The sequence below is a fragment of the Oscillatoria sp. CS-180 genome (assembly GCF_028330965.1).
Lineage (GTDB): Bacteria > Cyanobacteriota > Cyanobacteriia > Phormidesmidales > Phormidesmidaceae > Halomicronema.
The window spans coordinates 18,311-41,326 of record NZ_JAQMUB010000024.1; the positions used below are offsets into that span (position 1 = coordinate 18,311).

At 48.7% G+C, this 23,016-nt stretch carries 15 protein-coding genes; 6 read left to right on the forward strand and 9 right to left on the reverse strand.

The genetic code is table 11. The annotated features are described in order from the left end of the window. The first annotated feature begins 214 nt into the window (after positions 1-214). On the forward strand, positions 215-4,000 hold the full coding sequence (locus tag PN498_RS04120; RefSeq protein WP_272061414.1) for a choice-of-anchor Y domain-containing protein: 3,786 nt from the start codon (positions 215-217) through the stop codon (positions 3,998-4,000). Between the two features lie 16 nt (positions 4,001-4,016). Here PN498_RS04120 and PN498_RS04125 read toward each other — a convergent pair whose 3' ends face one another. Further along, a complete protein-coding gene (locus tag PN498_RS04125; protein ID WP_272061415.1) occupies positions 4,017-5,372 on the reverse strand; it encodes an efflux RND transporter periplasmic adaptor subunit in 1,356 nt (451 codons plus the stop codon). Between the two features lie 452 nt (positions 5,373-5,824). Continuing rightward, on the reverse strand, positions 5,825-6,640 hold the full coding sequence (gene cobS, locus PN498_RS04130; RefSeq protein WP_272061416.1) for an adenosylcobinamide-GDP ribazoletransferase: 816 nt from the start codon (positions 6,638-6,640) through the stop codon (positions 5,825-5,827). 425 nt (positions 6,641-7,065) lie between these two features. On the opposite strand from cobS, the gene PN498_RS04135 reads away from it, so the two are divergent. Together PN498_RS04135 and tgt are read left to right on the forward strand one after the other, a co-directional pair. Next, on the forward strand, positions 7,066-7,518 hold the full coding sequence (locus PN498_RS04135; RefSeq protein ID WP_272061417.1) for a hypothetical protein: 453 nt from the start codon (positions 7,066-7,068) through the stop codon (positions 7,516-7,518). 18 nt (positions 7,519-7,536) lie between these two features. Further along, entirely contained in the window at positions 7,537-8,652 is a 1,116-nt protein-coding gene (tgt, locus tag PN498_RS04140) for a tRNA guanosine(34) transglycosylase Tgt (RefSeq protein WP_272061418.1), read from the forward strand. 20 nt (positions 8,653-8,672) lie between these two features. On the opposite strand, the gene PN498_RS04145 is transcribed toward tgt, so the two are convergent. From PN498_RS04145 to PN498_RS04160, 4 genes are all read right to left on the reverse strand, one after another. Beyond that, positions 8,673-8,891, reverse strand: a complete 219-nt coding sequence (locus PN498_RS04145) for a hypothetical protein (protein ID WP_272061419.1) — start codon at positions 8,889-8,891, stop codon at positions 8,673-8,675. A 255-nt stretch (positions 8,892-9,146) separates the two neighbouring features. Continuing rightward, entirely contained in the window at positions 9,147-11,297 is a 2,151-nt protein-coding gene (locus tag PN498_RS04150; protein ID WP_272061420.1) for a metallophosphoesterase family protein, read from the reverse strand. A gap of 936 nt (positions 11,298-12,233) precedes the next feature. Then, on the reverse strand, positions 12,234-14,213 hold the full coding sequence (locus tag PN498_RS04155; protein WP_272061421.1) for a S9 family peptidase: 1,980 nt from the start codon (positions 14,211-14,213) through the stop codon (positions 12,234-12,236). A gap of 380 nt (positions 14,214-14,593) precedes the next feature. Continuing rightward, entirely contained in the window at positions 14,594-15,322 is a 729-nt protein-coding gene (locus PN498_RS04160; RefSeq protein WP_272061422.1) for a GUN4 domain-containing protein, read from the reverse strand. Positions 15,323-15,610: 288 nt separating this feature from the next. On the opposite strand from PN498_RS04160, the gene PN498_RS04165 reads away from it, so the two are divergent. The 3 genes from PN498_RS04165 (at position 15,611) to PN498_RS04175 (ending at position 20,023) form a co-directional block, all read left to right on the forward strand. Beyond that, the gene (locus tag PN498_RS04165; protein ID WP_272061444.1) at positions 15,611-17,041 is read left to right on the forward strand and encodes an NADP-dependent isocitrate dehydrogenase; all 1,431 of its coding nucleotides are present in this window, start codon (positions 15,611-15,613) and stop codon (positions 17,039-17,041) included. 132 nt (positions 17,042-17,173) lie between these two features. Beyond that, the gene (locus PN498_RS04170; protein WP_272061423.1) at positions 17,174-18,235 is read left to right on the forward strand and encodes a S49 family peptidase; all 1,062 of its coding nucleotides are present in this window, start codon (positions 17,174-17,176) and stop codon (positions 18,233-18,235) included. A 1,002-nt stretch (positions 18,236-19,237) separates the two neighbouring features. Next, on the forward strand, positions 19,238-20,023 hold the full coding sequence (locus PN498_RS04175) for an RNA polymerase sigma factor SigF (protein WP_272061424.1): 786 nt from the start codon (positions 19,238-19,240) through the stop codon (positions 20,021-20,023). 411 nt (positions 20,024-20,434) lie between these two features. Here PN498_RS04175 and PN498_RS04180 read toward each other — a convergent pair whose 3' ends face one another. The 3 genes from PN498_RS04180 to PN498_RS04190 form a co-directional block, all read right to left on the reverse strand. Further along, a complete protein-coding gene (locus tag PN498_RS04180) occupies positions 20,435-21,025 on the reverse strand; it encodes a sulfite oxidase-like oxidoreductase (RefSeq protein ID WP_272061425.1) in 591 nt (196 codons plus the stop codon). Between the two features lie 245 nt (positions 21,026-21,270). Beyond that, the gene (locus tag PN498_RS04185) at positions 21,271-21,975 is read right to left on the reverse strand and encodes a response regulator transcription factor (RefSeq protein WP_272061426.1); all 705 of its coding nucleotides are present in this window, start codon (positions 21,973-21,975) and stop codon (positions 21,271-21,273) included. Between the two features lie 546 nt (positions 21,976-22,521). Then, a complete protein-coding gene (locus PN498_RS04190) occupies positions 22,522-23,010 on the reverse strand; it encodes a ferredoxin (protein ID WP_272061427.1) in 489 nt (162 codons plus the stop codon). Between the last annotated feature and the right edge of the window lie 6 nt (positions 23,011-23,016).

Genomic DNA, 23,016 nt, shown 5'->3' on the forward strand with positions numbered 1-23,016 from the left:
GTAATGCAGTAGGTAGCGCACAGGTGCTCAGCGAATAGCTGATGGCCTACCATCTTGCTCCAACGGAACTAGCGACGGCTATATTCTCTGTTCTTATGGATGGGCACCCCAACCAAGTCCTAAAAAATAGACAAAGGGCAAAGTCGATCTCTGAAATTACTCTCAATCAGACATCTACTTCTATAAGGAGCGATCGCGAGCCATGCAGATTTTCGTGAAAATTTCTACTGGCAAAACGATAGCGTTAGCAGCTAATTCTAATGACACGATCAACAGCATTAAGGTCAAAATTCGCGACCAAGAGGGGATTCCCCTTGAGGAACAGACGCTACTTTTTGCTGATGAAATCCTGGAAGACGAACGCTCGCTCGCTGATTACACCATTCCGCTAGCGTCTACGCTGCGTTTAGAAACCATCCAGACGGTCAGCGCCCTGAATGAGGCAACTGCCAGCATCTTTATTAACGAGGCAGACGCGGATACTCCCGGTAGTGACGCGGCAGAGTTTACGGAACTTTATGATGGTGGTGTCGGTAATACTCCTCTAGATGGCCTCGCGATTGTTTTCTTTAACGGTACGGATGATGCCTCCTACGAAGCGTTTGACTTGGATGGCTTCAGCACAGACGCCGATGGCTTTTTCGTTTTAGGGAATCCGGGTGTCGCCAACGTAGATCTGACCTTTGATCCGGGTGGAACGGGTAGTCTGCAAAATGGGGCTGATGCGATCGCCCTCTATCGGGCAGACGCTATCGACTTTCCCAACGACACCCCGGTCACCACAACCGGACTGCTTGACGCGATCATTTACGGTACCGGAGATGTAGATGATGCTGGATTGTTGGCAGGTCTGGGGCAGTCTACACAGTTTGATGAAAACGCCAATGGCAATCAAAGCGATGAGTCAAATAGTCGGGTTCCAGACGGTACGGGACCTTTTCAGACTCAAGCGCCAACCCCTGGCACAGCCAACAGCGTTACCAATACGGCTAATGAGGTTCCAGTCACTGCCGATAGCCAAATCGTTCTCACCGAAGATACCGTCTACACCTTCAGTAGTAGCAATTTTCCCTTTGCAGATACGGATAGCGGCGACACTCTACAAGTCGTCCGCATTACTGCACTCCCCTCTGTAGGACAGCTTTTTATTGATGCTGATGGCAGCGGTACACCCAGTGGCAGCGAGGCGGTTGTTCAGAATCAGGAGATTGCGATCGCTGAGATTGCCCAACTTAAGTTTGTACCCGCAGCCGACGCTAGTGGCGCAGACTACACCAGCCTGCAATTCCAAGTCAGTGATGGGACTGACGTTAGCGCCGTTGCAACGCTGACCATTGATGTCACTCCCGTTAATGATGCTCCAGCAATCTCTGGTAGTGCTGTCTTCGATCCTATTGACGAAGATACTGTTGATGCCCTCAACACAGGTACTCCGGTGCTTGACCTTGTCGGAGTTTCAGTTTCTGATCCCGACATTTCCAATGCTCAACCGACAGGCATTGCGGTCACTGGCGCTGACACTGCCAACGGAACGTGGCAGTACTCTACGGAAGGGGATATCTGGCAGGATTTGGGTCCAGTTTCAGACAGCAATGCCGTTCTTTTGGGACCAACGGGCCTCTACACCGCTCTGTCCAATAGTGCGCCCGATACTCAAAACTGGCTGTCTTACACAGCAGTCAATCTTGCGAATCCCTTCGGCACAGCAGCAACTGAGACCGTCAATGCTAGCGGCACGACTCTGGACACGACCAACGATCAAAACATCTATGCCGGCTATGGCAACTACGCCGCGAATCCTTCTAATCCCACCTTTGTCAACGCTGACTTTCCTACGCTAGACAACACCCTGGGCTATCAGATTGCCTTCGACATGCAGCTCTTGGAGGAATCTGGCACCAACCCCAATCGGGCTGGCTTTAGCATTCTTGCCGTCAGTGAAGATACAACCAAGGCGATCGAACTCGGTTTTCAAAAGACCTCTGAAACGACAGGGAATATCTTTGCTCAAAGCGACAATCCACTTTTTACAGCCGCAGAGGCGGTTGCTTTCGACACGAATCCAGCGACTCGCTATACTTTGTCCGTAAAAAATGATAGCTATCAGCTCTTTGCAAATGGGCTTCCTATTCTTTCCGGTGTCCTTCGAGATTACACCGCGTTTTCTCCACCGCAAGGGGTACCGGATCCCTATGAGTTGCCTAATCTTGTCTTTTTAGGAGACAACACAACGTCGGCTCAAAGCAGCTTTCTGCTAAGCCAAGTCGCTGTGACGACCGATACTCGGATCCGCTTTGTCCCCAATGCTGACTATAGCGGTGATTCAACGCTAACGTTTCGGGCCTGGGATACTTCGGATAGAGTTGCTAACGGGCAAACGGTCGATGCGTCTGTCAACGGAGGCGCGACCGCGCTGAGTGCTGATGCGATCGCAGGCACCCTCACTGTTAATCCTATCAACGACTCGCCGTCCTTCACTGCTAGCAATCCTCCCACCGTTGAAGAAAACAGCGGTCTGGTGACGGTGGAGAACTGGGCAAGCTTTGCTGCGGGCGGTGGCGTAGATGAAGCGACTCAGACAGCAACCTATGTGATCAGCAATATTTCAGACAGTAACCTGTTTGTGGTTGCTCCAAGTGTTGATACTGACGGCAATCTGACCTATACGCTGGCAGAGGATATTTCTGGCACGTCTACTTTTGAAGTTGCCGTGCAGGACAGCGGCAGTGGAGCTAACTTGTCCGAGTCTCAGACCTTCACCATTACTGTCAGTGAAGAAGAGGTTCCAGGCTTTACTTTTACCAAAACGACTGCGACTGTCAGCGAAGCCGGCGATACCGACACTTACCGGGTAGCGCTGACGTCCCAACCTACCGCTGATGTTGTCCTCACGTTTGACGGTGGGGACGAGTTAGTCACCCCTGAAACTATCACGTTCGTTCCCAACGAGTGGGGGCAGCAGCAAACTATTACAGTCGCCGCCATTGACGATTCTGACGTAGAGGGTGACCACACAGGCACGATCAGCCACAGCGCGAGTAGCAACGATCCAAACTATAACGGCATTGCGATCGCTCCCATCACCGTTGATATCTCTGATAACGATGCTAGCCGTGAACGGCCTGCATCTCTCATCTTTACCTTTGAGCAGTTCGTTCGATATCAGGTGATCAACAAAGGCGGCAGTTTGCCTTTCAGCGAGACTCTATATTTGTTGGCCAATCCTGATGTCCAGGCTGCTGTGAATCAAGGATTGATTGCGAATGGATTCCAACATTTCAGTCAGTTTGGTGCTGTAGAGGGACGCCCCACGCTGCCGCTTGATCTAGAAGTCGGTGGACTCAAACTAGCAGCTCTGTTTGACGAAACCAACTACCTCAGCCAATATTCTGACGTTGCCGATGCTGTTGTCCAAGGTTTCTTCAACAGCGGTTTTGATCACTTCGTTCAAGCAGGCTTAACAGAAGGACGTAATCCTAGCGACTACTATGATGAGGCGTTTTATCTAGACCATAACTCCGATGTTGAAACTGCTATTGACGACGGCCTATTTAGTAGTGGGTTAGTCCACTACCTAACAATTGGTCACATCGAAAATCGAACGGCCAGTGAATTGTTCGATCCTCAAGACTATCTGCTCAACAACGACGGCATTCAGGCCGCGATCGCTAACGGCACCTTTGATAGCGCTTTCGATCATCTCATCGAATTTGGTGCTGAGGAGGGTAGGCTCCCGATCTTGCTGTTTGAAGAGGCATTCTATCTATCGCAGAACCCTGATGTTGCTGAGGCTGTCGTCAAGGGTGACTTTGATTCCGGTTTTGATCACTACGTCAGTGTAGGGCAGCGAGAAGTGCGAAACTCCAGTGCGGCGTTCAATGAAAGGGCTTACCTTGAGGCCTATCCAGATGTTGCAGCGGCTGTGTCAAACGGAGATTTCTCTAGCGGCATGGAGCATTTCTTCCGCGCCGGACGTGCTGAAGGGCGACTACTGGGATAATTTGGTTGGTCTACAGCTATTCTGTATCGGTTGCCGAGTCTCGACCAAAGGTCAAATTGTCCAATGTTTGTCCCGGCGGCAGATCTACAAAGACCAGATCACCTTCTTCAACGCCCTCTAAGATCTGGATCTGATTGCCAGCTTGAGACCCCAATGTCACCGGTTTAAAGCGAATGCGATCGCGTTCACCCGGCACCAAAACACCGGACTGCCCTTCTTGCGTCACAATCGCCACAGTGGGAACAACCAATGCATCACTGAGTTGGTCGCCAATAAAGGCCACGGTGACATTCATGTTGGAGCGAAGAACATCTTGACCCGAGAGTAACTCAACTCTGACTTGGAATAACGTCACATTTTGACGCTCGATTGCTTCAGGAGCTATCAGTCGCACAGTGCCTTCAAAGACTTCATCGGGGAAAGCATCGGCGACAATCTCAACCGCTTGGCCTGGACGGATTCGAGCAATATCGGCTTCCGGCACATCAGCGACAATCTCCAGTTCGCTGGCGATCGCTACAATGGCCGTTGAGGTTGCGGAAGTCGCGTCAGAAGCTGATGTCGTTGGCGTTACCACAGCTCCCTCATTGGCAAACTTTTGAGTCACGATACCGGAAAAAGGAGCGCGGATACGAGTGTCACCCAACTGCACCCGAGTGGACTCTAACTGAGCTTGAGCCTGAGCTAATCGTGCTTCCGCTTGAGCAATTTCTTCAGGACGAGCACCGTCTTGCAAATCGGCTAGTCGCTGTTCAGTTTCCTCTGCTTGAAACCGAGCACTTTCCAGACTGGCCTCTGCACTTCGAACGGCTTGGACAAAGTTATCTAACTCGTTGTCTGAAATTGCTCCAGCAGCTTCTAGCTGCCGATTACGGTCGAGTTCTGCTATGGCAAGGTCGAGTCGGGCTTCTAAATCCTCGACCTGTGCGTTGGCGGCTTGCACGGCGGCTTCTGCCTGAGCAATTTCCTCCCTGTCAGCGCCTCTAATAACATCAGCTAGCTGGGCCTCAGTCTCAGCGACCGCTGCCTCCCGTAACCGAATCTGGGTCTCGATGTCATCGCTCTCCATTTGCGCAATGAGCTGTCCCTCCGTCACGCGATCGCCCTGCTCTACGTACAATTCCTCTAAAATGCCTGATGTCTCAGGACTCAAATTCACTGTCTGAATTGGCTCTACGGTTCCACTTGCTGTAATCCGCACTGTCAGGGCAGTTGCCTCCACAGGCACCGTCAGCGCTTCGACATCATAAGGAGTTCCCCGAGTACGACTAACCACAAACGAGATCGCACCCAGGCCAACGATGCCGACAGCCATGAAACCCAGTAGCCAGATAAATGGACGGCGAACCTTGCCAAAAAGCGGAATCTGCATGAACAGAATGAAGCGAGGGTTAAGTACTTTTCCACTATAGCGACGGGACGAGCGCACGAACGAATAAATGACCGAGTGGGTGAGTAAACATGGAGGATGGATGGGTCGCCTCCCTTTAGGAGCAAAAAAATGGGAAGGATTCAACCTTTGCTGCTGGACTCGTTGATTGATTGTCCATTTCCAGCTAAATTTTGCTCACAGTGTTGAAAGATATAGTGCAGTTGCCCCAAAATATTCTCCAGTTCACTGATGGAATACAACAGGGTTTCATATCCTTGCCTATAAGAGTAGAAAGCAAATTTCCTGACTCAGACCAACTACAGCTATAGAGTTACAGGTGTAGCTCTAAGGCTTGTGCACCCGATAGCATTTGGGTGCCTAGTTTATAACCAAATGACTCGTCTCCGTTTTAACGGAACTGGCAATGGCTTCAGCTAGAACTCAGCAATCCCTTACTTTAGAAAGCTAGACGACAGCACTACTGCGACACACAAGACCAAAGCTTCTGTCCACTCCACGATCGCACCATAGGTATCTCCAGTGTGTCCCCCAAGCTGATGATTGAGCCACGCTCCGGTTAGAAGGGCGATCGCGGCGCCGCTAAGGGTGATCCCTATAATGAATTGCCAGCAGGCAGGATTAAAGTACAGGATAATACCGCTGAGAATGAGAAGTGTCATAAAGCCAAGCAGCCAGTCAGTTGCAGGACGGGCATAAGCTTTGTGGAAAGCGCCTTTGCCTTCCGTTTTGAGATAGGAATAGCGGGCGATCGCAACAACTTGGCCCCATCGACTCCATCCTGTAGCCGATAATACGCTGAACCATCGCAGCGACTCTAAATCGTTCAGGAAAAGTCCTTTCAATCCCAGAATGACGACGGCAACCATAACGCCAAACGCCCCTGACTGACTATCTGCCATAACCTCAAGCCTGCGCTTCTCATCGGGAACAGCAAGACCATCTGCTGTGTCCATTGCACCGTCTAAATGAAGCCCTCCGGTAATCAACAGCCATAGCGCCACAATTAGTCCGCTGCGAGTTGACGAGGGAACTGCTATCCCGATTAGTAGACTGTCAATGCCCAATAGGGCAGCGCCAATGCCTAACCCAATTAAAGGAGCGTAGCGGGCAATACCCTCAAAGCTCATAGGCCATGAATGGGGAAGCGGAATACGGGTATAAAAGACAATTGCTCCCATTAATGTGATCGCCCATTGGTGAAGAGGAAACCGTTGAGGTGCTTCGGATTCATTTTGTGAGAAGCTCATGACATTACAAAACTAAGGAGACCTTGGTATAGAACACTGCATGCAAAGACCGTAACGCTATCCATGGCGTTGAGACATTAGCTGATCCCCCTAGGTAGGATAGATAATGGTCTCGCTACAAGTCATCAATAGACAAACATCGAGTTTTAGCGTCGCTGAAAACCTTTGAATTGCGGTGTTTTGAAGCAAGAAAGTACAGCTGCCACAGTCTGTTATTTCCCACTACTTATACAAAAAACGTTGATAGAAAGTCGTTTCAGCGACATCGTAGATTTTCGCTGTGCTTGTGAATAGGGCTGATTTTAGAAAACCGTCCTATCCCTGAGATCCGATCCCTAATGATCGACTATCGTGGAGATAGCCTCTTAACAGGCCGTCTTCATTTTCGGTTCTGCCAGAGCGAAGTTTGCATTTGTGACAGTCCTATGGCCCACGATCCTGCTAACTCGTCTAATCTGCCTGCGCCTTGCCTTGTCGATAATGGCATTGTAATTAACAAGGCAGACATGCTGAGGCTGCTCAACGATCTGGGCAAAGTCACCTACGCTGACATCCAAGAAGGCGATGTGTTGAGCGAAGGTACAGGCTACATTATGGATGTTTTTGCCGAGCAGGGCGTATCAACACTGGTCGCCAATCAAAGCTTATATCTCAACGTCTGTAGCTTTGACTATTTAGAACTCAAAAAGTTGCCGGATGGGCAGGCCTGCTTTAAGTTAGTACAGGAAAATCGCTGCTTACAGCTTTTGCCTCTCACGACCCCTATTCAAGAGCAATCGACTCGCAACATGAACGCGGTTGCCCTTGAGGCGATTGTTGCCGAAGCGCTCTCTGCCAGCTGGGACGCTTGTTTAGACGATGACGGGCCTTTTGCTTAGGTAGCTCGTCTCGGAGAAATGGCATTGAACAATTTTGAGTATAAGGTCGAGGCTTGCTGTAGTCATACCTCAGCACGAGCCGGTTGCTTTCAGACCCCTCATGGCAAGGTGGATACGCCACGGTTCATGCCGGTCGGCACCTTAGCCAACGTCAAAACGGTAACCCCGGCTCAGCTTCAAGAAACCGGAGCGCAGATGGTGCTAGCGAATACCTATCACCTGCATCTACAGCCGGGAGAAGAACTGATTGCGGCTGCAGGAGGAGTCCATCGGTTCATGGGTTGGGATGGTCCCATGCTGACGGATTCAGGTGGTTTTCAGGTGTTTAGCTTGAGTAAAATTCGGACTATTTCGGAAGCAGGGGTTATGTTCAAGTCACCCCGTGATGGCCGCCTGATTAACATGACGCCGGAGGAATCAATTCGGATTCAGAATGAACTAGGCGCAGATGTGATCATGGCATTTGACGAATGCCCGCCTTATCCAGCCAGTCGCGAAGCCGTTGAACTCGCCACTGATCGCACCTACCGCTGGCTGAAGCGTTGTGTCCTTGCCCACGATCGCTCTGATCAGGCCCTCTTTGGCATTGTTCAGGGAGGGGTTTTCACAGATTTGCGATCGCAAGCTGCCGAAATGTTGACCCAGCTAGACCTGCCGGGATATGCCATCGGCGGCGTCAGTGTCGGAGAACCCTCGGAACTGATTGAAAAGATTGTCCGGTCTACTACGCCCATGTTGCCCCTTCACAAACCCCGCTACCTGATGGGTGTAGGTACTCACCGCGAAATGGTGCAGGCGATCGCTGCTGGCATGGATTTGTTTGACTGCGTGATTCCTACTCGTTTAGCTCGTCACGGTACAGCTATAGTTCGGGGCGATCGTTGGAATTTGAAAAATGCTCGTTTCCGCAAAGACTTGTCCCCGTTGGATGAGACCTGTTCGTGCTACACCTGTCGCAACTTCAGCCGAGCCTATTTGTGTCACCTCATTCACGCCCGTGAAGCCCTCGCCCACACCCTCCTCTCAATTCACAACATCACCGAACTGGTGAGCTTCACTCAGCGTATTCGAGCTGCCATTTTGGGCGATCGCTTTGTTGAAGAATTTGGTGAGTGGTTGGCACCCACAAAATAGAGGTGTCTTCAGCCTTACCTCTAGAAATCATTAGGATCGACAAACTCAATGCCATACTTGGCTGCGACAGGCGCCAGCTTCTCCAAAGAGGGAACCCCTAACTCTGAAGCTTCACTTTCAGTGTCAGTTGAAGCCTCCAGCAGAAAATTTTGAAACCAGTCAGAACCCGTAATAGTTAACAGTTTGCTAGGGGTCGAACCAACATTTTTAGGCGCATGGGGAAGACTGTAGATGTCCACAGCAATTGCCTTTCAAAAGACTATTGGCTCTAGCCAATAACCAGCAGAATGCAGGGCAAATGATTAGTTATGCTTTAAAAACTGCCTTCTGGAACACAGAAGGCAGTTTCAGAAAATGCATCTGAGGTCGATGATTTTCCAAAGGATGGCTGCAGCCGTCTAAGCTTTTGCACCTAGTAGCAGCACGATGCTGAGTGCATAGCTTGATGGCTCGCTAATGGAATTGGCGACGGCTATCAGCAAACCATTATTTGCTTATGAAGCGGATTGAGCAGTTCCGGTCAAACTATTAACGTTGAGCACAAAGTCGTTAAAGTCAAAATCGGTTAAGTCCTCAAACTGCCACTCATTTCCTTCACGTTCGACACGGCTCATCCCAACCACACCGTCATCAATCGTGGCTAGGCTGTCGATATTGCCGTCGATGAGCAAGGCAGGCGCATAGTAAGTTCCCCCTGCTAACACGATAGACTCGTCAATTGTTGTCAGATTATTTACAAAGAGCTCTGGTCCGTCGACCAAAGCAGAACGAACAGCGTCTTCGTAGCCTTCATCTCCGGGTTTTAGACCTGCGATCGCTCCTTCAGCATCCGTTTCATAGAATTTGAGGATGTTGTCAAACGCAGCCTCACGAGACAAAGTGAGTTCGGCTACAACGTCACCGTCAAAGCCCGTCAAGTCAATAATTTCGGCAAATGCAGGCTCAGTATCCGCGACGACCTCACCTTCGGCGTTAGTCGTCAAAACAATTTCATCGCCATAAACCCGACGTTCCGTATCGACTAACTCGTAGTTTGAGTCGAGAATGGGGAAGCTGTAGACTGGCGTCAGCGTGATTTGTGCCCCTTCATCGGGCCCATCAAGACGCTCCAAATTGACTTCTAAGTGACCGTAGTGCTTACCCCCTTCTACGATTTGGAGCACACCCTCTACTTCTGCCCACAACTCAGGTTCACTTTGATCCGCAGTCCACTCGCTAAATTCGTTGTAGTTTAGCAGTTCCCCCTCTTCATCGGTACGTTGTCCGCGCATGCCATCGCCGGCAACGCCCACATCGTAATAGTGAACGCCAATCCCATCATTATTCTCATCGACAAAGCTGCGCTCGAACATCTCACTGTGACCAGAGAAGACTGCTGCAACCCCATACTCCTCAAACAGAGGATGGTATTGACGCATCGGCGTTCCTCCCTGTCCCGAAGAATCCTCATGGTTCATGGGAAGACCATGAGTGCCACTAGAGTAGGCCGCATGGTGCCACTGAGCAAAGATGATTTGTCCATCTTCTCGGGCATCTTCAAGCTGTTCAATTACCCAATTCCATTGAGGACTACCAGGGTTAAAGTCGGCTAAATCCGTACCGCCTGCTGCTTCGTACTGTTCACGACTGATGTTTTCTTGTGTATCCGTTCCTGGACCTGTAAATTCTTGGCCGCTGATTTTTGGAGGCTGTCCTTCGCTACCATAATTATCGCGGCTATCATCAGGTTCGCCATTAGAACTATCTAGGGTCAGGACGGTGATGGGGCCATAATCAATCCGGTAATAATTATCTTGATGTTCCGGTATACCATTCTCAGGAGCATCGAAGTAGACATGGAACTTCTCACGACCAAACAAAGGTCCAAAACGCCCATCGTCATCCGTCCCGTAGCCACCATTAAGGGCACCAAAGTTTTCCCAGTTGCCTAGAGCAGGTAGGATGGCGTATTCCGATAGGCCACTATCAAATTCGCCCGCGTTGTGACGGAAGAACTCATCCCAACCAGGTTGATATCCTCCCCCTTGCATCAAATCTCCAGGCATCACCAAGAAATCAGGTTCGCGGCTGTTGATAATTTCAAGATTTTCGCGATAACCCACATTTTCAGTCAAGGGATAGTTAAGGCGATCGCCTCTAACACCAATAGTCTCAGCCCAAAGACTCTCTTCCGTAGAAGGGCGGGGCAATGAATCAGGGGCTAGAGCGCCTTGTTGCCAATCGCGACGATTGACTCGACCACGGGGCTCAGTTTCACTATCTGAAAATGCAACAAAGCGAATCTCATCCCAGTCTTCAGCACTGGGGGCGGTTGTGAAACTCGCTTCAAAAACGTCATCTTCTACAGTAACGGTGTAGGTATAGGTGCTATCAGGTGATAAACCATCCACATCAACCGTGTGCTTATAGTTTTCATTACCTAGCAACCAAGAACCCTGCTCTAGTCCATCAATGTCTTGATTCAGTTCCGCATTGGTATAGCTGAGAAGCGGCTCGAAGGTTGGGGTTGTTGTGAAAGTAACGGGAGCATCTAATCCTGGTCCTGTAATAGATACCTCACCAGCAGCATTCGTTTCGCCAAACCAAGTGATGTAGATGCCATCGCTAGACGGTTGCTGCAAATACGGATTAACTCGAAATGACATAATTTGGTAGTGTCCTTTATCGGAATTGAGCTTACTTACAGAGCTTGTGTGAAATTTTTAAAGACCAAAAATCACGTCAAAATGCTTAGAGAGGGGAATAATTGTCCAACCACCCCGGCTATTAGATAGCAAGGACTTTAACTCTTTTATTAAGGTGGAAAAAGTCAGAGCAAGATAGCGATCAGCTAATTCTTAGAGACAGAATTAACAGCCTTTATATAAGAAGTATTCTTTGGACAATGATTCTTACCCGTAAAGAATCAATCCCAACCCAATAATTGAACTGTTAATTCTCTTGGAATATAGCCTTTAGAGAATCACTTTGTGGGAGCCAGAATAGACCTAATCACAGAAGACCAAAAGCATAGGTCTGCTGAATCTATTTCATGAATTAGCTGAAGTTTTCAATACAGAAGATATCATGTCGACAATATCAAAAAGGTTAAAAGTGGAATAAGGAAAAGTTTAAAAGTCAGATCTGTCATATTTTGAAGTAATTCAAAGATATTTCAGGAATGAATACAGAAAAAGTATCTTCTGTTGAAAGCGCGAGTGTTGATGTATAGATGTCAGCAAAAAACGGTAATCTCTACCGTATGTAGCGATTTATAGCGATCTATTTGGATTTGGAGTCAGGTTTTTCCAAGACAACCTGACTCCAAAAAGCCTTCTTATCCCCAGAATTATCTGAGATGGCTATAGGTGGTATGAAGTTGTAGATATCGTGAAGTTCTGATGAAGCTTTGATGTTGAATTCTTGAACTTACAAACAGCTATCAGTTGATGATAATGTGCGGTGAGTAAGCGCTATTCTGCATTGACTATGCCCCATTGCCTATACTCGAAAGTCTTGCTTCTTATCTGAGAAGAGATAGAGGCAACTTTACTCATGACGCCTACGCTTCAAGCTAAAGCTGTCGGGATGTTGCTGCACGATTAGGGGAAAGCCGATTGCAGCAAAAACTCCTTCATGAAAAGGATATTAGTGTAGAACTGGAAATCAATATTCTGCTTCTTCGAGAAGCCGTGCCCCTCGTCACTGGCAACGAGATACCAAACAGGAACGTCTTCATCTTCAAGAATCTCGACGAGCTGTTCTGCTTCGCTCAAAGGCACACGAGGATCGTTGGCACCGTGAACGACTAGCATAGGTTTCTGTATTTTGTCGGCATGGGTCAGAGGCGAAATATCGATCAAGAACTGACGCATCTCTGGGTCTCGCTCATCGCCATACTCAACTCGCCGCAAGTCCCGCCGATAGTCTTCTGTATTCTCCAGAAAGGTCACGAAATTAGAAATACCGACAACGTTGATTGAGGCGCGAATGCGATCGCTATACTGAGTCGCCACTGCCAGAGACATGTAGCCGCCATAGCTCGCCCCGGTGACTAGGACGCGATCGCTATCCAAATCGGGCTGAGCCGCAATCCAATCAAACAGAGCACCAATATCTTTGACGGCATCTTCTCGCTGATAACCGTTGTCCAACTTAACAAAAGTCTTGCCGTAGCCTGTGGATCCCCGAACGTTGGGAAAAAGGAGCGCGATTCCTAACTCGTTCAGATAATAGTTGAGGCGACCCAGATAAGCCGGACGAAACTGGCTCTCTGGTCCGCCGTGAATGTACATGGCAACTGGACGTTTTCCGGTAAATTTGGCTGGGGGGCGATAGAGAAACCCTGTGATGGTGCGACCGTCAAAGCTTTGCCATGAGACTAATTCGGGTTCTGAAAATGTTTCCGTATTCAAGCCTGCCGTTTCGCTTTGGGTCCAGCGTTGAAGTTCGCCACTATCGACATTCAAGGAGAAAACGTCTGCGGTAGAACGGGCAGACATCAAGGTGAAGCCGAGTGAATGTCCCTGAGGATGCCACTCTAGACCGCGAATCATACCGAGGGGCAGTTCCGGCAGGGGCAGGCTTTGCCCCGTTGCCGCGTCCACTAAGTGAAGGACACTAGCACCATTCTCATTCGCGACGAAAGCAATTTGAGTGCCCTCAGGAGACAGGACAACGGCCTCGATATTCCAAGGAATGTCACCTGACAAAACAGTGAGTTCCCCCGTGGTCAACTCCAGATAACAAAGCTGTAAAAACTCCGAATCAAGATCACTCACTACATATAAGCCCTGTCCATCGGGACTAAAAAGAGCCTCTAGATAGGAAACGGCCTCATCGCCATTGAGTTCAGTGATGCGAGTGCGATCGCCGGTTTCAGCGTCAAACAACCACACGTAGGTTTCAGTAATGGAAATGTACTGAATGACGGCAATCTGGCTATCGTCAGGTGACCAATCCGTGGGAAACCAGCCGCCCCCCTCGACCTCTGCCAGCAAGCGATCGCTCTCCGGCTCACGAGGATTCATGATGTACAAATCAGAATCTTTGCCGTTACGGCGATTAGAGGTGTAAATCAAGCGATCACCTGCCGTAGACCAAACTCCACCGCTATTGCGTGAAGAACCATCGGTCAGCAAAGTTACGTCTCCGGTTGCAAAGTCGTAGCGATATGTTTGGTTGGCCTCCGTTCCCCCAATATCTTTGCTAAAAATGAAATAGTCTCCCTCAGTAGGCTGATAGCTAACGTTTGAAACCCGTTCTGGAAAGAACGTCAGCTGATAGCGAACGCCTAATGGCTGACTAACCCGATGAACTTGAGATGTATCGCCAAAGCGAGTGGAGATCAGCATTTCCTGACGAGTAGGATGCCAGCTTTGGAGAGAAGCCGTGCGGAACTGGGTATAGCGATCAACCTGCTCCACCAACGACATTGGGATAGGCGGAATATTCTGAGTGACGAGATTGTCGCCGGGTGTCAGCATTGGTGAATTAGCTAGCACATTGGACTGGAAAGTGGGCATAGCCGCAAACATCAGGGCAAAGGCCAGAGCTAGGAACAAAAATTTCGGTTTTAGCATGACCCGGAATATTGGGTGAATAGTGGTGCGATCGCCATCGTGAGGCAATCAGGCTACAGCGTCAGCCAGCAGGTAATTTCAGCGCTGAGAGAATAGCTCTAGCCATCAGGCTTGTGCACCGAATAGTATCCAGGTGCCAAGTTCATAGCCAAATGGTTCACCGTCTTGCCCTAACGAGCTAGCGACGGCTATACCTTCAATGGCTCATCGTAAACCCAAAATTATGCATTATGTGAAACCAGCAGCCAGAATTTGCCTTTATTGCTCCTCGGCTCCTTGAGACTTCTAAGAAGATTTCTGAAAATAAAGACACCCGGCTGCGGTACATTACGGTGCGACGATAATACCCTACCAGCGGTAAATGGTTTTCTGGAGATCTTCTAAGATGTCTGCCAGGCTGGATGATTCATCAAGGCATCCATCACCCGAACGCCGCGCAACTGATTTGTCAGCGGCAGATGCCCTGCAGGTGCTTGCAGATCCCAGATGAATCCACCGGGATACCGAGTCCAGACATTGCCGTCTTTCCAAGCAATTTTCGGCCATAGCTTTTCCCAGTCTTGCCCAACGCCTAACCAGATTTCTCGCTGCTTAGAGAAGCCAAACTTACCTTCTGAGTAGATTAACCACAGCTGATCCAAAGTCTGCAAATCGACGTTTGGAAACGTCTTGACCTCAGTGAAGTAGAGCCATTTGCGCTGAATGGCATTCGTTCCTGCCAGTTCACACATTTTTTGCAGCGTTAGCCGATCCGCCAACTCGAAGTCCTGTTGAATCAGAGCGGTTTGAAGGTCGGTGTAATCAACCCCACAGGTGTTGGGTAGAGATACTAAGCCTGACTTAAAGTGAGTTTCTAGAAAATTCTGAATGTTAGGGTCGTCTACTTGATGCAGCAGCTGTAGCGATCGCCCCGCGCTAACGGACGGCACAAGCTGTGTCTTTGCCTCTAGCAAAAAGTCCATCAATACCTGATATCCCGGAACACCCGCTTCCATGATTTGCGGCAGCAATAAAAGCTGTTTTTGGGGCAAAGCCTCCGAGAGCTGGCGTTTGAGAGACTCCAGCAGTTCTAAGGATGACTGTGAATTATGCGCGACAGAACTGCTCATGTTGATTAATGAAAATCCTCAGACCGACTATTGACTGAAATAAGGGACTCCCAGTAACACAGGAAACTAAAATCTAAGATTATCAATCCCTGTGTCTGATCCTACAACTCAAATTGTCTGCTATCCAAGCTGGACTTATCAGGATGACAGCAGTTAACCGCTTTTGCCATTGGTAAGCTTCATTGACAAAAAGCGTTTATTCTCCACCATTCGAAAAAATAGTAGGCTGCTTAGTTGCTCAATCCAACGAGGAACCGTAGTATGTCTGATAGTCTCCAGCGCAGCGCTATGTACGAACGCATCACCCTTCCAACGACCGGAGAAAAGATTACCTTTGAAGCGGGCGAGCCTATCGTTCCTGATATGCCGATTATCCCCTTTATTCGAGGAGACGGAACTGGAGTCGATATCTGGCCTGCGGCTCAAAACGTTTTTGACGCTGCTGTGGCGGCAGCTTATGGGAGTCAGCGGCGGATTGTTTGGCTCAAAATATATGCGGGTGATGAAGCCTGCGACCTCTACGGGCAGTATCAGTATCTACCGGAAGATACCCTACAGGCCATTCGCGATTTTGGGATTGCCATTAAAGGACCTCTGACGACACCCATCGGCGGCGGCATTCGTTCTCTGAATGTTGCCCTGAGACAAATTAACGATCTTTATGCTTGTGTTCGTCCTTGTAAGTATTATCAGGGCACACCCTCGCCCCACAAAAGCCCTGAAAAGCTAGATGTCATTGTCTATCGGGAAAACACTGAGGACATCTATTTGGGAATTGAATGGAAGCAAGGGGATGAACGAGGCGATCGCCTGATCAAGCTTCTAAACGAAGAGTTTATTCCCGCAACGCCGGAGCATGGGGCTAAACAAATTCGCCTCGATTCAGGCATTGGCATCAAGCCCATCAGCAAGTTTGGGACCCAAAGACTTGTCCGTCGTGCCATCAAACATGCCTTACGGTTGCCCAAAGAGAAGCAGCAGGTGACGTTGGTGCACAAGGGCAACATCATGAAGTACACCGAAGGCGCTTTTCGAGACTGGGGCTACGAGCTAGCGACTTCCTCTGAATTCCGTTCAGAATGCGTCACTGAGCGAGAATCTTGGGTGCTTAGCAACAAAGAGGCTAATCCTGATATTTCCATTGAAGACAATGCCCGTAAAGTTGAACCAGGGTACGATGCCCTAACGCCTGAAAAGCAGGCGGAAGCCCGTGATGAGGTTGAAGCCATCCTCAATGGAATTTGGGAAACCCACGGCAACGGTCAGTGGAAAGACAAAGTGATGGTGAACGATCGCATCGCTGACAGCATCTTTCAGCAAATTCAGACTCGTCCCAATGAATATTCCATTTTGGCGACCATGAACTTGAATGGAGATTACCTGTCTGATGCAGCGGCGGCAGTTGTGGGTGGCCTTGGCATGGGACCAGGCGCTAACATTGGCGACACCTGCGCTATTTTTGAGGCCACTCACGGTACAGCCCCTAAACACGCAGGATTAGATCGGATTAATCCTGGTTCTGTTATTCTGTCTGGCGTCATGATGCTGGAATACATGGGCTGGCAGGAAGCTGCTGATTTAATTAAAAAAGGAATCGGTGCGGCCATCTCCAATCGTGAAGTCACTTACGATTTGGCACGAATGATGGACCCTCCTGTCGAACCGCCCTTGAAATGTTCTGAGTTTGCTCAAGCAATCATTACTCACTTCGGCGATTAGGTTAGGAAAGTAATCAAAAGCAAGCTGCGATCGCCCATCGAAATTGTGAACTTGAAACGCAAATTGATGAATACCTCTTACCATAGCGATCATGGAGCTACTCGTCACGTTTTAAGTTAGCAATGAGGATTCATGAAGCGATTTGTGCGGTGGTTAGCTGTTCTATCTGGATTAAGCGCTATTGGTTTCGGGGCGATCGCCTGCGTACCCGGTATTCCTAAAAGCTCTAACAGAGTTGATGATGACGCGCTCGAATTTGAATATATTGATGGCGATGAAAACAGCGATAACTACCTGTTAGAAATTCGCATCAACGGTCCCATTCTAAATACCCCTTCTAACGCTGGTTTTTTTGGGCTTGATACCAGCGTGACCTATGCCTATCAATTGCAAGAGCTTTTAGAGGAAGTTGCTGAGGACGAGCGCATCAACGGTCTTTTCCTGCGCCTCTCTACCCCGGGTGGTACTGTCGTGGGTTCCAACGTCGTCTACGAAGCTTTAGTGGATTATAAGGAAGCCACCGAGAACCCAATATATGCCTATGTTGAGGGCCTTTCAGCGTCTGGTGGGGTATGGGCAATGGTGGCTGCCGATCAAATTCTGGCGGCCCCAGGCAGCATCGTCGGCAGTATTGGTGTCATTGGGCCAAGCCTCATTTACTTCAACAATCCCATCGCGATTGACGGAGGTATCTTGGGGGGTGGCGTTACGACTCAGGGCGGTATTCAGCAGTTTGTTGTCTCTGCTGGCAAGGGCAAAGATCTTGGCAATCCTTTTCGCCAACCTACTGAAGAAGAACTTCAAGTGCTACGAGAGAATATCAACAACGAATATGACAACTTCGTGAGTCATGTGTCTGAAACCCGAGGTATCCCTGAGCAAACAATCCGTGAAGACATGGGAGCCTACATCTTTGGAACTGAGCAAGCAAAGCAGTATCAACTGATTGACGACACGATGGGGCGTCCTGAAGCGATCGCAGCTCTCGCAGAGTCCTTAGAACTGGAAGACTATCAACTTGTTGCTGTCGGTTTTGATGCGCCTGGATTGCTGGAAGTTCTATTGGGACGGACGCCTATCAATCTGACCTATGAACAGCAGGAAGACATCATTCAGCAAGATCTCTGCAATCTCGCGAATTATAGCTTTTTGGCTTATTACGGAGATGTATTAGCTCTATGTCCACAGCCCTAGTTGCTGTCGCTAAACAAACACATCCCATCCCCTGACATCTTGCATTTAGCACAATGTCCTGCAACTGTCCCCCTAAAGCCTTCTGGTCAGGGAATTTCAGCTTCAGAACCTCCAAATTTCTAGGGCAAGGGGCATCAACGCAATTACCCTAAGCTCAACTGCAAAATCTAGATCTATTCGTTTCTCCCACAAAAGGCCAAGGTTTGCTAATCCTACGCAGAAGCAAATCTTGGCCTTTTGGCTTCACGACATAGCCGTCGTCAGTTCCGCTGAAACCAGACAGCAAGCCATCTGGCGATGCGCTAAGCACTCGGATGCTATTGAGTGCACTAATCAAGCTTGAATTGTTGGTTGGGTGCCGTTAGAAAACCTAACCTATCCTTTGTCAGTGTCGGTTTACTCTGCAAGACGGCGAAGCCTACACTGTGAAGCCTACACTGTGAAACCTACACTGTGCTCCACGCCAACCTACAAAGACACCCAGTTTAAACGTTGACAAAGCATTAGATCACTAAAGCTATAAGTTCGCTTCATAGGAACTTTGTACGTCTTATTTTGTTGATAGATATGTAAAGACAATCAAGTTTTGTGGGAAAACTTTATAAAGAGCGTTGTTTTTCAAAAATTGTTTTCATATTGTCAAACTGATAGTTGCAGATAAAATGTCAACGCTAGGGATGGGATCTTATGTACATTTTATTTCTATGCCCATTTAGTTGAAGAATTTGTAATTTAAGACTGATTTTTTCCGGAAAACTTTGCTTCTGTGTCCAGGTTTGGGCATATTTACAGGGAATTTTCGGTACTACTGACAATGGCTGAAAGCCTTTCATATCAGGCTTGAACAAATCAAATTTGAAATGTATTCCGAATATATACGGAGACTTTTTTCAGGTCCTACTGAGAGTCCCGTATAACAACGATGGTTGTGAGAAGAATTGACATCGAAAATAAAGCCAGTTTCCTAAACCTGTCACTTTAAAACGCAAGGAAATCCCATCAATGGCTACTCAGACTTCTTCTCTTCGCTCTCGCGGCATGGAAATGCTTATTGCATATAAAAGCCAGCCGTCCGTCGAGCTTCGTAACCGTTTAGTTCGCCTCAATGCAGGCTTAGTTAGAAAGATTGCTCACCGCGTTAGTCATCAGTGTTCAGAGCCGTATGAGGATCTAGAACAGATTGGTTACTTAGGTCTTATCCGCGCCATTGAGCGTTTTAACCCAGTTCAGGGCTGTGCATTCAGTTCTTTCGCAGTGCCCTACATTCGCGGTGAAATGCTCCATTTTCTGCGCGATCGCGGCACGACTGTCAAAATTCCTCGTCGCTGGCAAGACTTGCAAAAAGAAGCCCAGAAATGCCAGGGCGACTTGATTCGAGAACTAGGGCGTCAACCCAGTGATTCCGAAATGGCAAAAACCCTCAACGTTTCTGTTGAAGAATGGCGCGAAGTGAAGATGGCAAACAAGAATCGGATGCCGCTTAGCTTGGATGCCACTGTATGCCAGCAGACTGATTCCAACATTACATTGGGGGATACGCTGCCAGATACTTATTACCAGCGGATGCAGTTGCTTGAAGAAGACCGTCAGCAGCTTCAGCGAGCAATGGCTCAGCTAGAGGATAAGACACGCTCTGCTATTGAGTATGTCTTTTTCAATGGCCTGTCTCGTAAAGAGGTGGCAGAGCGCATTGGTGTCAGCCCGATGACCGTTACTCGCCGGATTCAGCGCGGCATCGATCAGATGATTGCGTTCCTACATCCTCAAACTCTACAAACTGAGCCTTAGGCTCGCCTTTCGAAGCATTGAACTTGCTTCGAAAAGCCTCAACCTTGCGTATAAAGTGTGCCAAAGGAGCATCGCTTTAGCATGCTCCTTTTTTCCCATCCAAAACACTTAACCGCAGGTATTGCAACAGTCTTATGGTTCAAAGTGTCTGCTCAGTGATTTACGGAATTGCCTACACGGTTTTTCTCCAGCCCTGATATGTTGAAAGCCTCTCAAGCAACATCAGGCTGATCCCTGGAGAAAAAGTCGTGCGATCGCAACCTGATTTTCCTTGTTTGCCAGCCCTCATTAATAGGGATGGCATTTTATAGCCGTCGCTAGTTCCGCTAGGACAAGACGACGAGCCATCTGGCATCCATTAACATCCGGACGCTATTGGGTGCACAAGCCTAGATGGCTAAAGCTATATCATTAGCGGCCACTGTAGCGCTCTTCTGCAAAAGGTTCGCCTCTGCGGTGATAACCATTTCTTTCCCAAAATCCTAGATTTTCCTGAGGCAAAAACTCAATCCCATTAAGCCACTTGGCGCTTTTCCAGGCGTAAAGGTGAGGCACTACCAAACGCATCGGTCCACCATGGTCTACCGGTAGCGGTTCCCCATAAAGCGTATGGGCAAAAAAGTTTTCTGGGCGGTTAAAATCCTCCAGAGTCAGATTTGTCGTGTAATCACCAAAACAGTGAAGGAGTACGTGACTTGCAGTTTTCTCGACAGCAAGAGTTTGGAGAAAATCAGGAACCGCAATTCCAGTCCATTTCACATCTAATTTTGACCACGTTGTCACGCAATGGAAATCAGCAGTGAAATCCTGCTGCGGCAGCGCCATCATGTCTTCCCAGGTATAGGTTTTTCTCTCGGCATGGCCCCATGTCTTGAGCTTCCAGTCGGCCTGCGAAACTTGTGGAGTGTCACCATACGTTAAGACTGGGAAACCTTTTGCCAAGTGCTGCCCGGGGGGAACGCGATCAGCGACATCAGCTCCCGGTTTCTCAAAATATTTCATGGTCTCAGCAAATAAAGGGCTTCTTGCAACAATACCCAGAAATCATTGAACAAGAATTGTAGGGTTGGATTCAACAAGGCATTCTACTGGTATCGCTACGCAGAATTCAAAATGCAAAACTCAGAATACTCTGCGAGAAAAGCAAAGCTCTGCAAAACTAAGGCAGACAAGCTTTCCCAGAGTTTTGAATGGTGAGCCTGTCTCTACCGTAGTGTCCTCTCCTATTCTAATACTGTCTTGCCTCATCAATCTCCCGGCAACTCCAAACAATACCCTGCACCATAGACCGTTTTAATGTACTTAGGATGGCGAGGATCGGGCTCGATCTTGGTTCTTAGGTGACGGACATGAACACGAATCGTTTCGATATCGTCGTTCGGATCATACCCCCAAACCTCTTTCAGAATTTCACTGGGTGAAACAGTTTGCCCGTGGCGCTGAAGTAGACAATGCAGTAGCTCAAACTCTAGATGAGTGAGCTTAACAGTGTTGTCGAACCAGACAGCCTCAAAGCGCTCAGGAATCAACGTCAGGGGGCCATAGTTGAGAATTTCACTATGCTTAGCAGCCTGAGGAATTCTGTCGGTCCTGCGAAGCAGCGCTCTTACCCGAGCTAACATTTCTTCTAGCTCGAACGGTTTAGTGAGGTAATCATCCGCACCCGCATTGAAGCCATCGACCTTATCCTGAGTCTGGCCTAGAGCTGTTAGCATCAGAACAGGGATCTCAGCCGTCCGGCTATCGCGGCGCAGCCGTTGACAGACTGTTAAGCCGTCAACCTTGGGCAGCATCAGGTCAAGCATGATCAAATCTGGCAGTAATTGTACTGCCAGAGCTTGGCCTTTGATTCCGTCGCCCGCTTGACTCACGTCATAGCCAGCCATTTCCAAGTTCACTGAGACCAACTCAGAGATCGAAGGATCGTCGTCAATAACAAGTATACGAGGCATTTTTAGACTCTCTATTTAATCCAAGAGCATCCTGTCGCAGCTCTAAGGAGCTGATAGGGGGTATTAAATTGCGAAGTTTCGTATACCATATCATACGCTTCTTAGCAAAAGCTCTGCATTCCTTGAGCTTTTAGCGACATAACTTAATACTTAGGTCAAAGTAAGATTCACAGCGATCGCCAGTTCCCTTAGGACAAGACGGTGAGCCACTCAGCGTTGGCTAGCACTGGATGCTATTGGATATACGAGCCTAGAAGGCTAAAGCTATAGCTTCCCCTCTAGTTCATGACATTCTGTAGAGGTTTTAGACAGGGAAAACTTACAAATAGCCCAAAAAACGCCAGCTCGTTGAAGAGTAAGCAGGATTCATAGACTATCTCTTGCGTAGAGCACTCTTCCCAGCCCTTGGTTAGGAGCAGTTTGAACGTTTTCCAAAAAAGCTGAAGAGCGTCAGGCAAAATTGAAAGGCAAGTTCAAGAACGGCAACGGAAGTGCCTTGTGAATGAACGTGCATTCAAACCGATCAACGTCAGGCTGAAGACACGGTTACTCTAAGCTACTTGAGCGCCTTCCAGGGCGATTGCGGCGCTTCTGACGCTTTCGCTGTTCGCTTCGAGCCATTGCCTTATCAACGGGAAATCCGGCGATTGGAATGACCTGATCCTTGCGTTCCCGTTCAAGTTGCTTCAGTTCTGTGTAATCCACCCAGTGAATACAGTTCACCGGGCAGGTGTCCATCGCTTCCTGAATAACTTCCTCGGTATCGCCATCTTGACGAATTGCCCGAGCACGACCATAGTCAGGTTCGATGTAGAACGTGTTGCGAGCAACATGGGCACAGTGCTTGCAACCAATACAAGTTAATTCGTCGACATAAACGCCGTTTTGTCGTAAAACCCCTCCAAGCTCAGGTTCAAGTCCAGAGCGATCTTCAGCGCCTCTTAGGTCGCCACCAAGCTCAGGCTCTAGCCCAGTTGGAGAGGTCTCTTTTGAATCATCTGCTTTAGCAGATATATCGTCGAAATACTGGGGCATTACGTC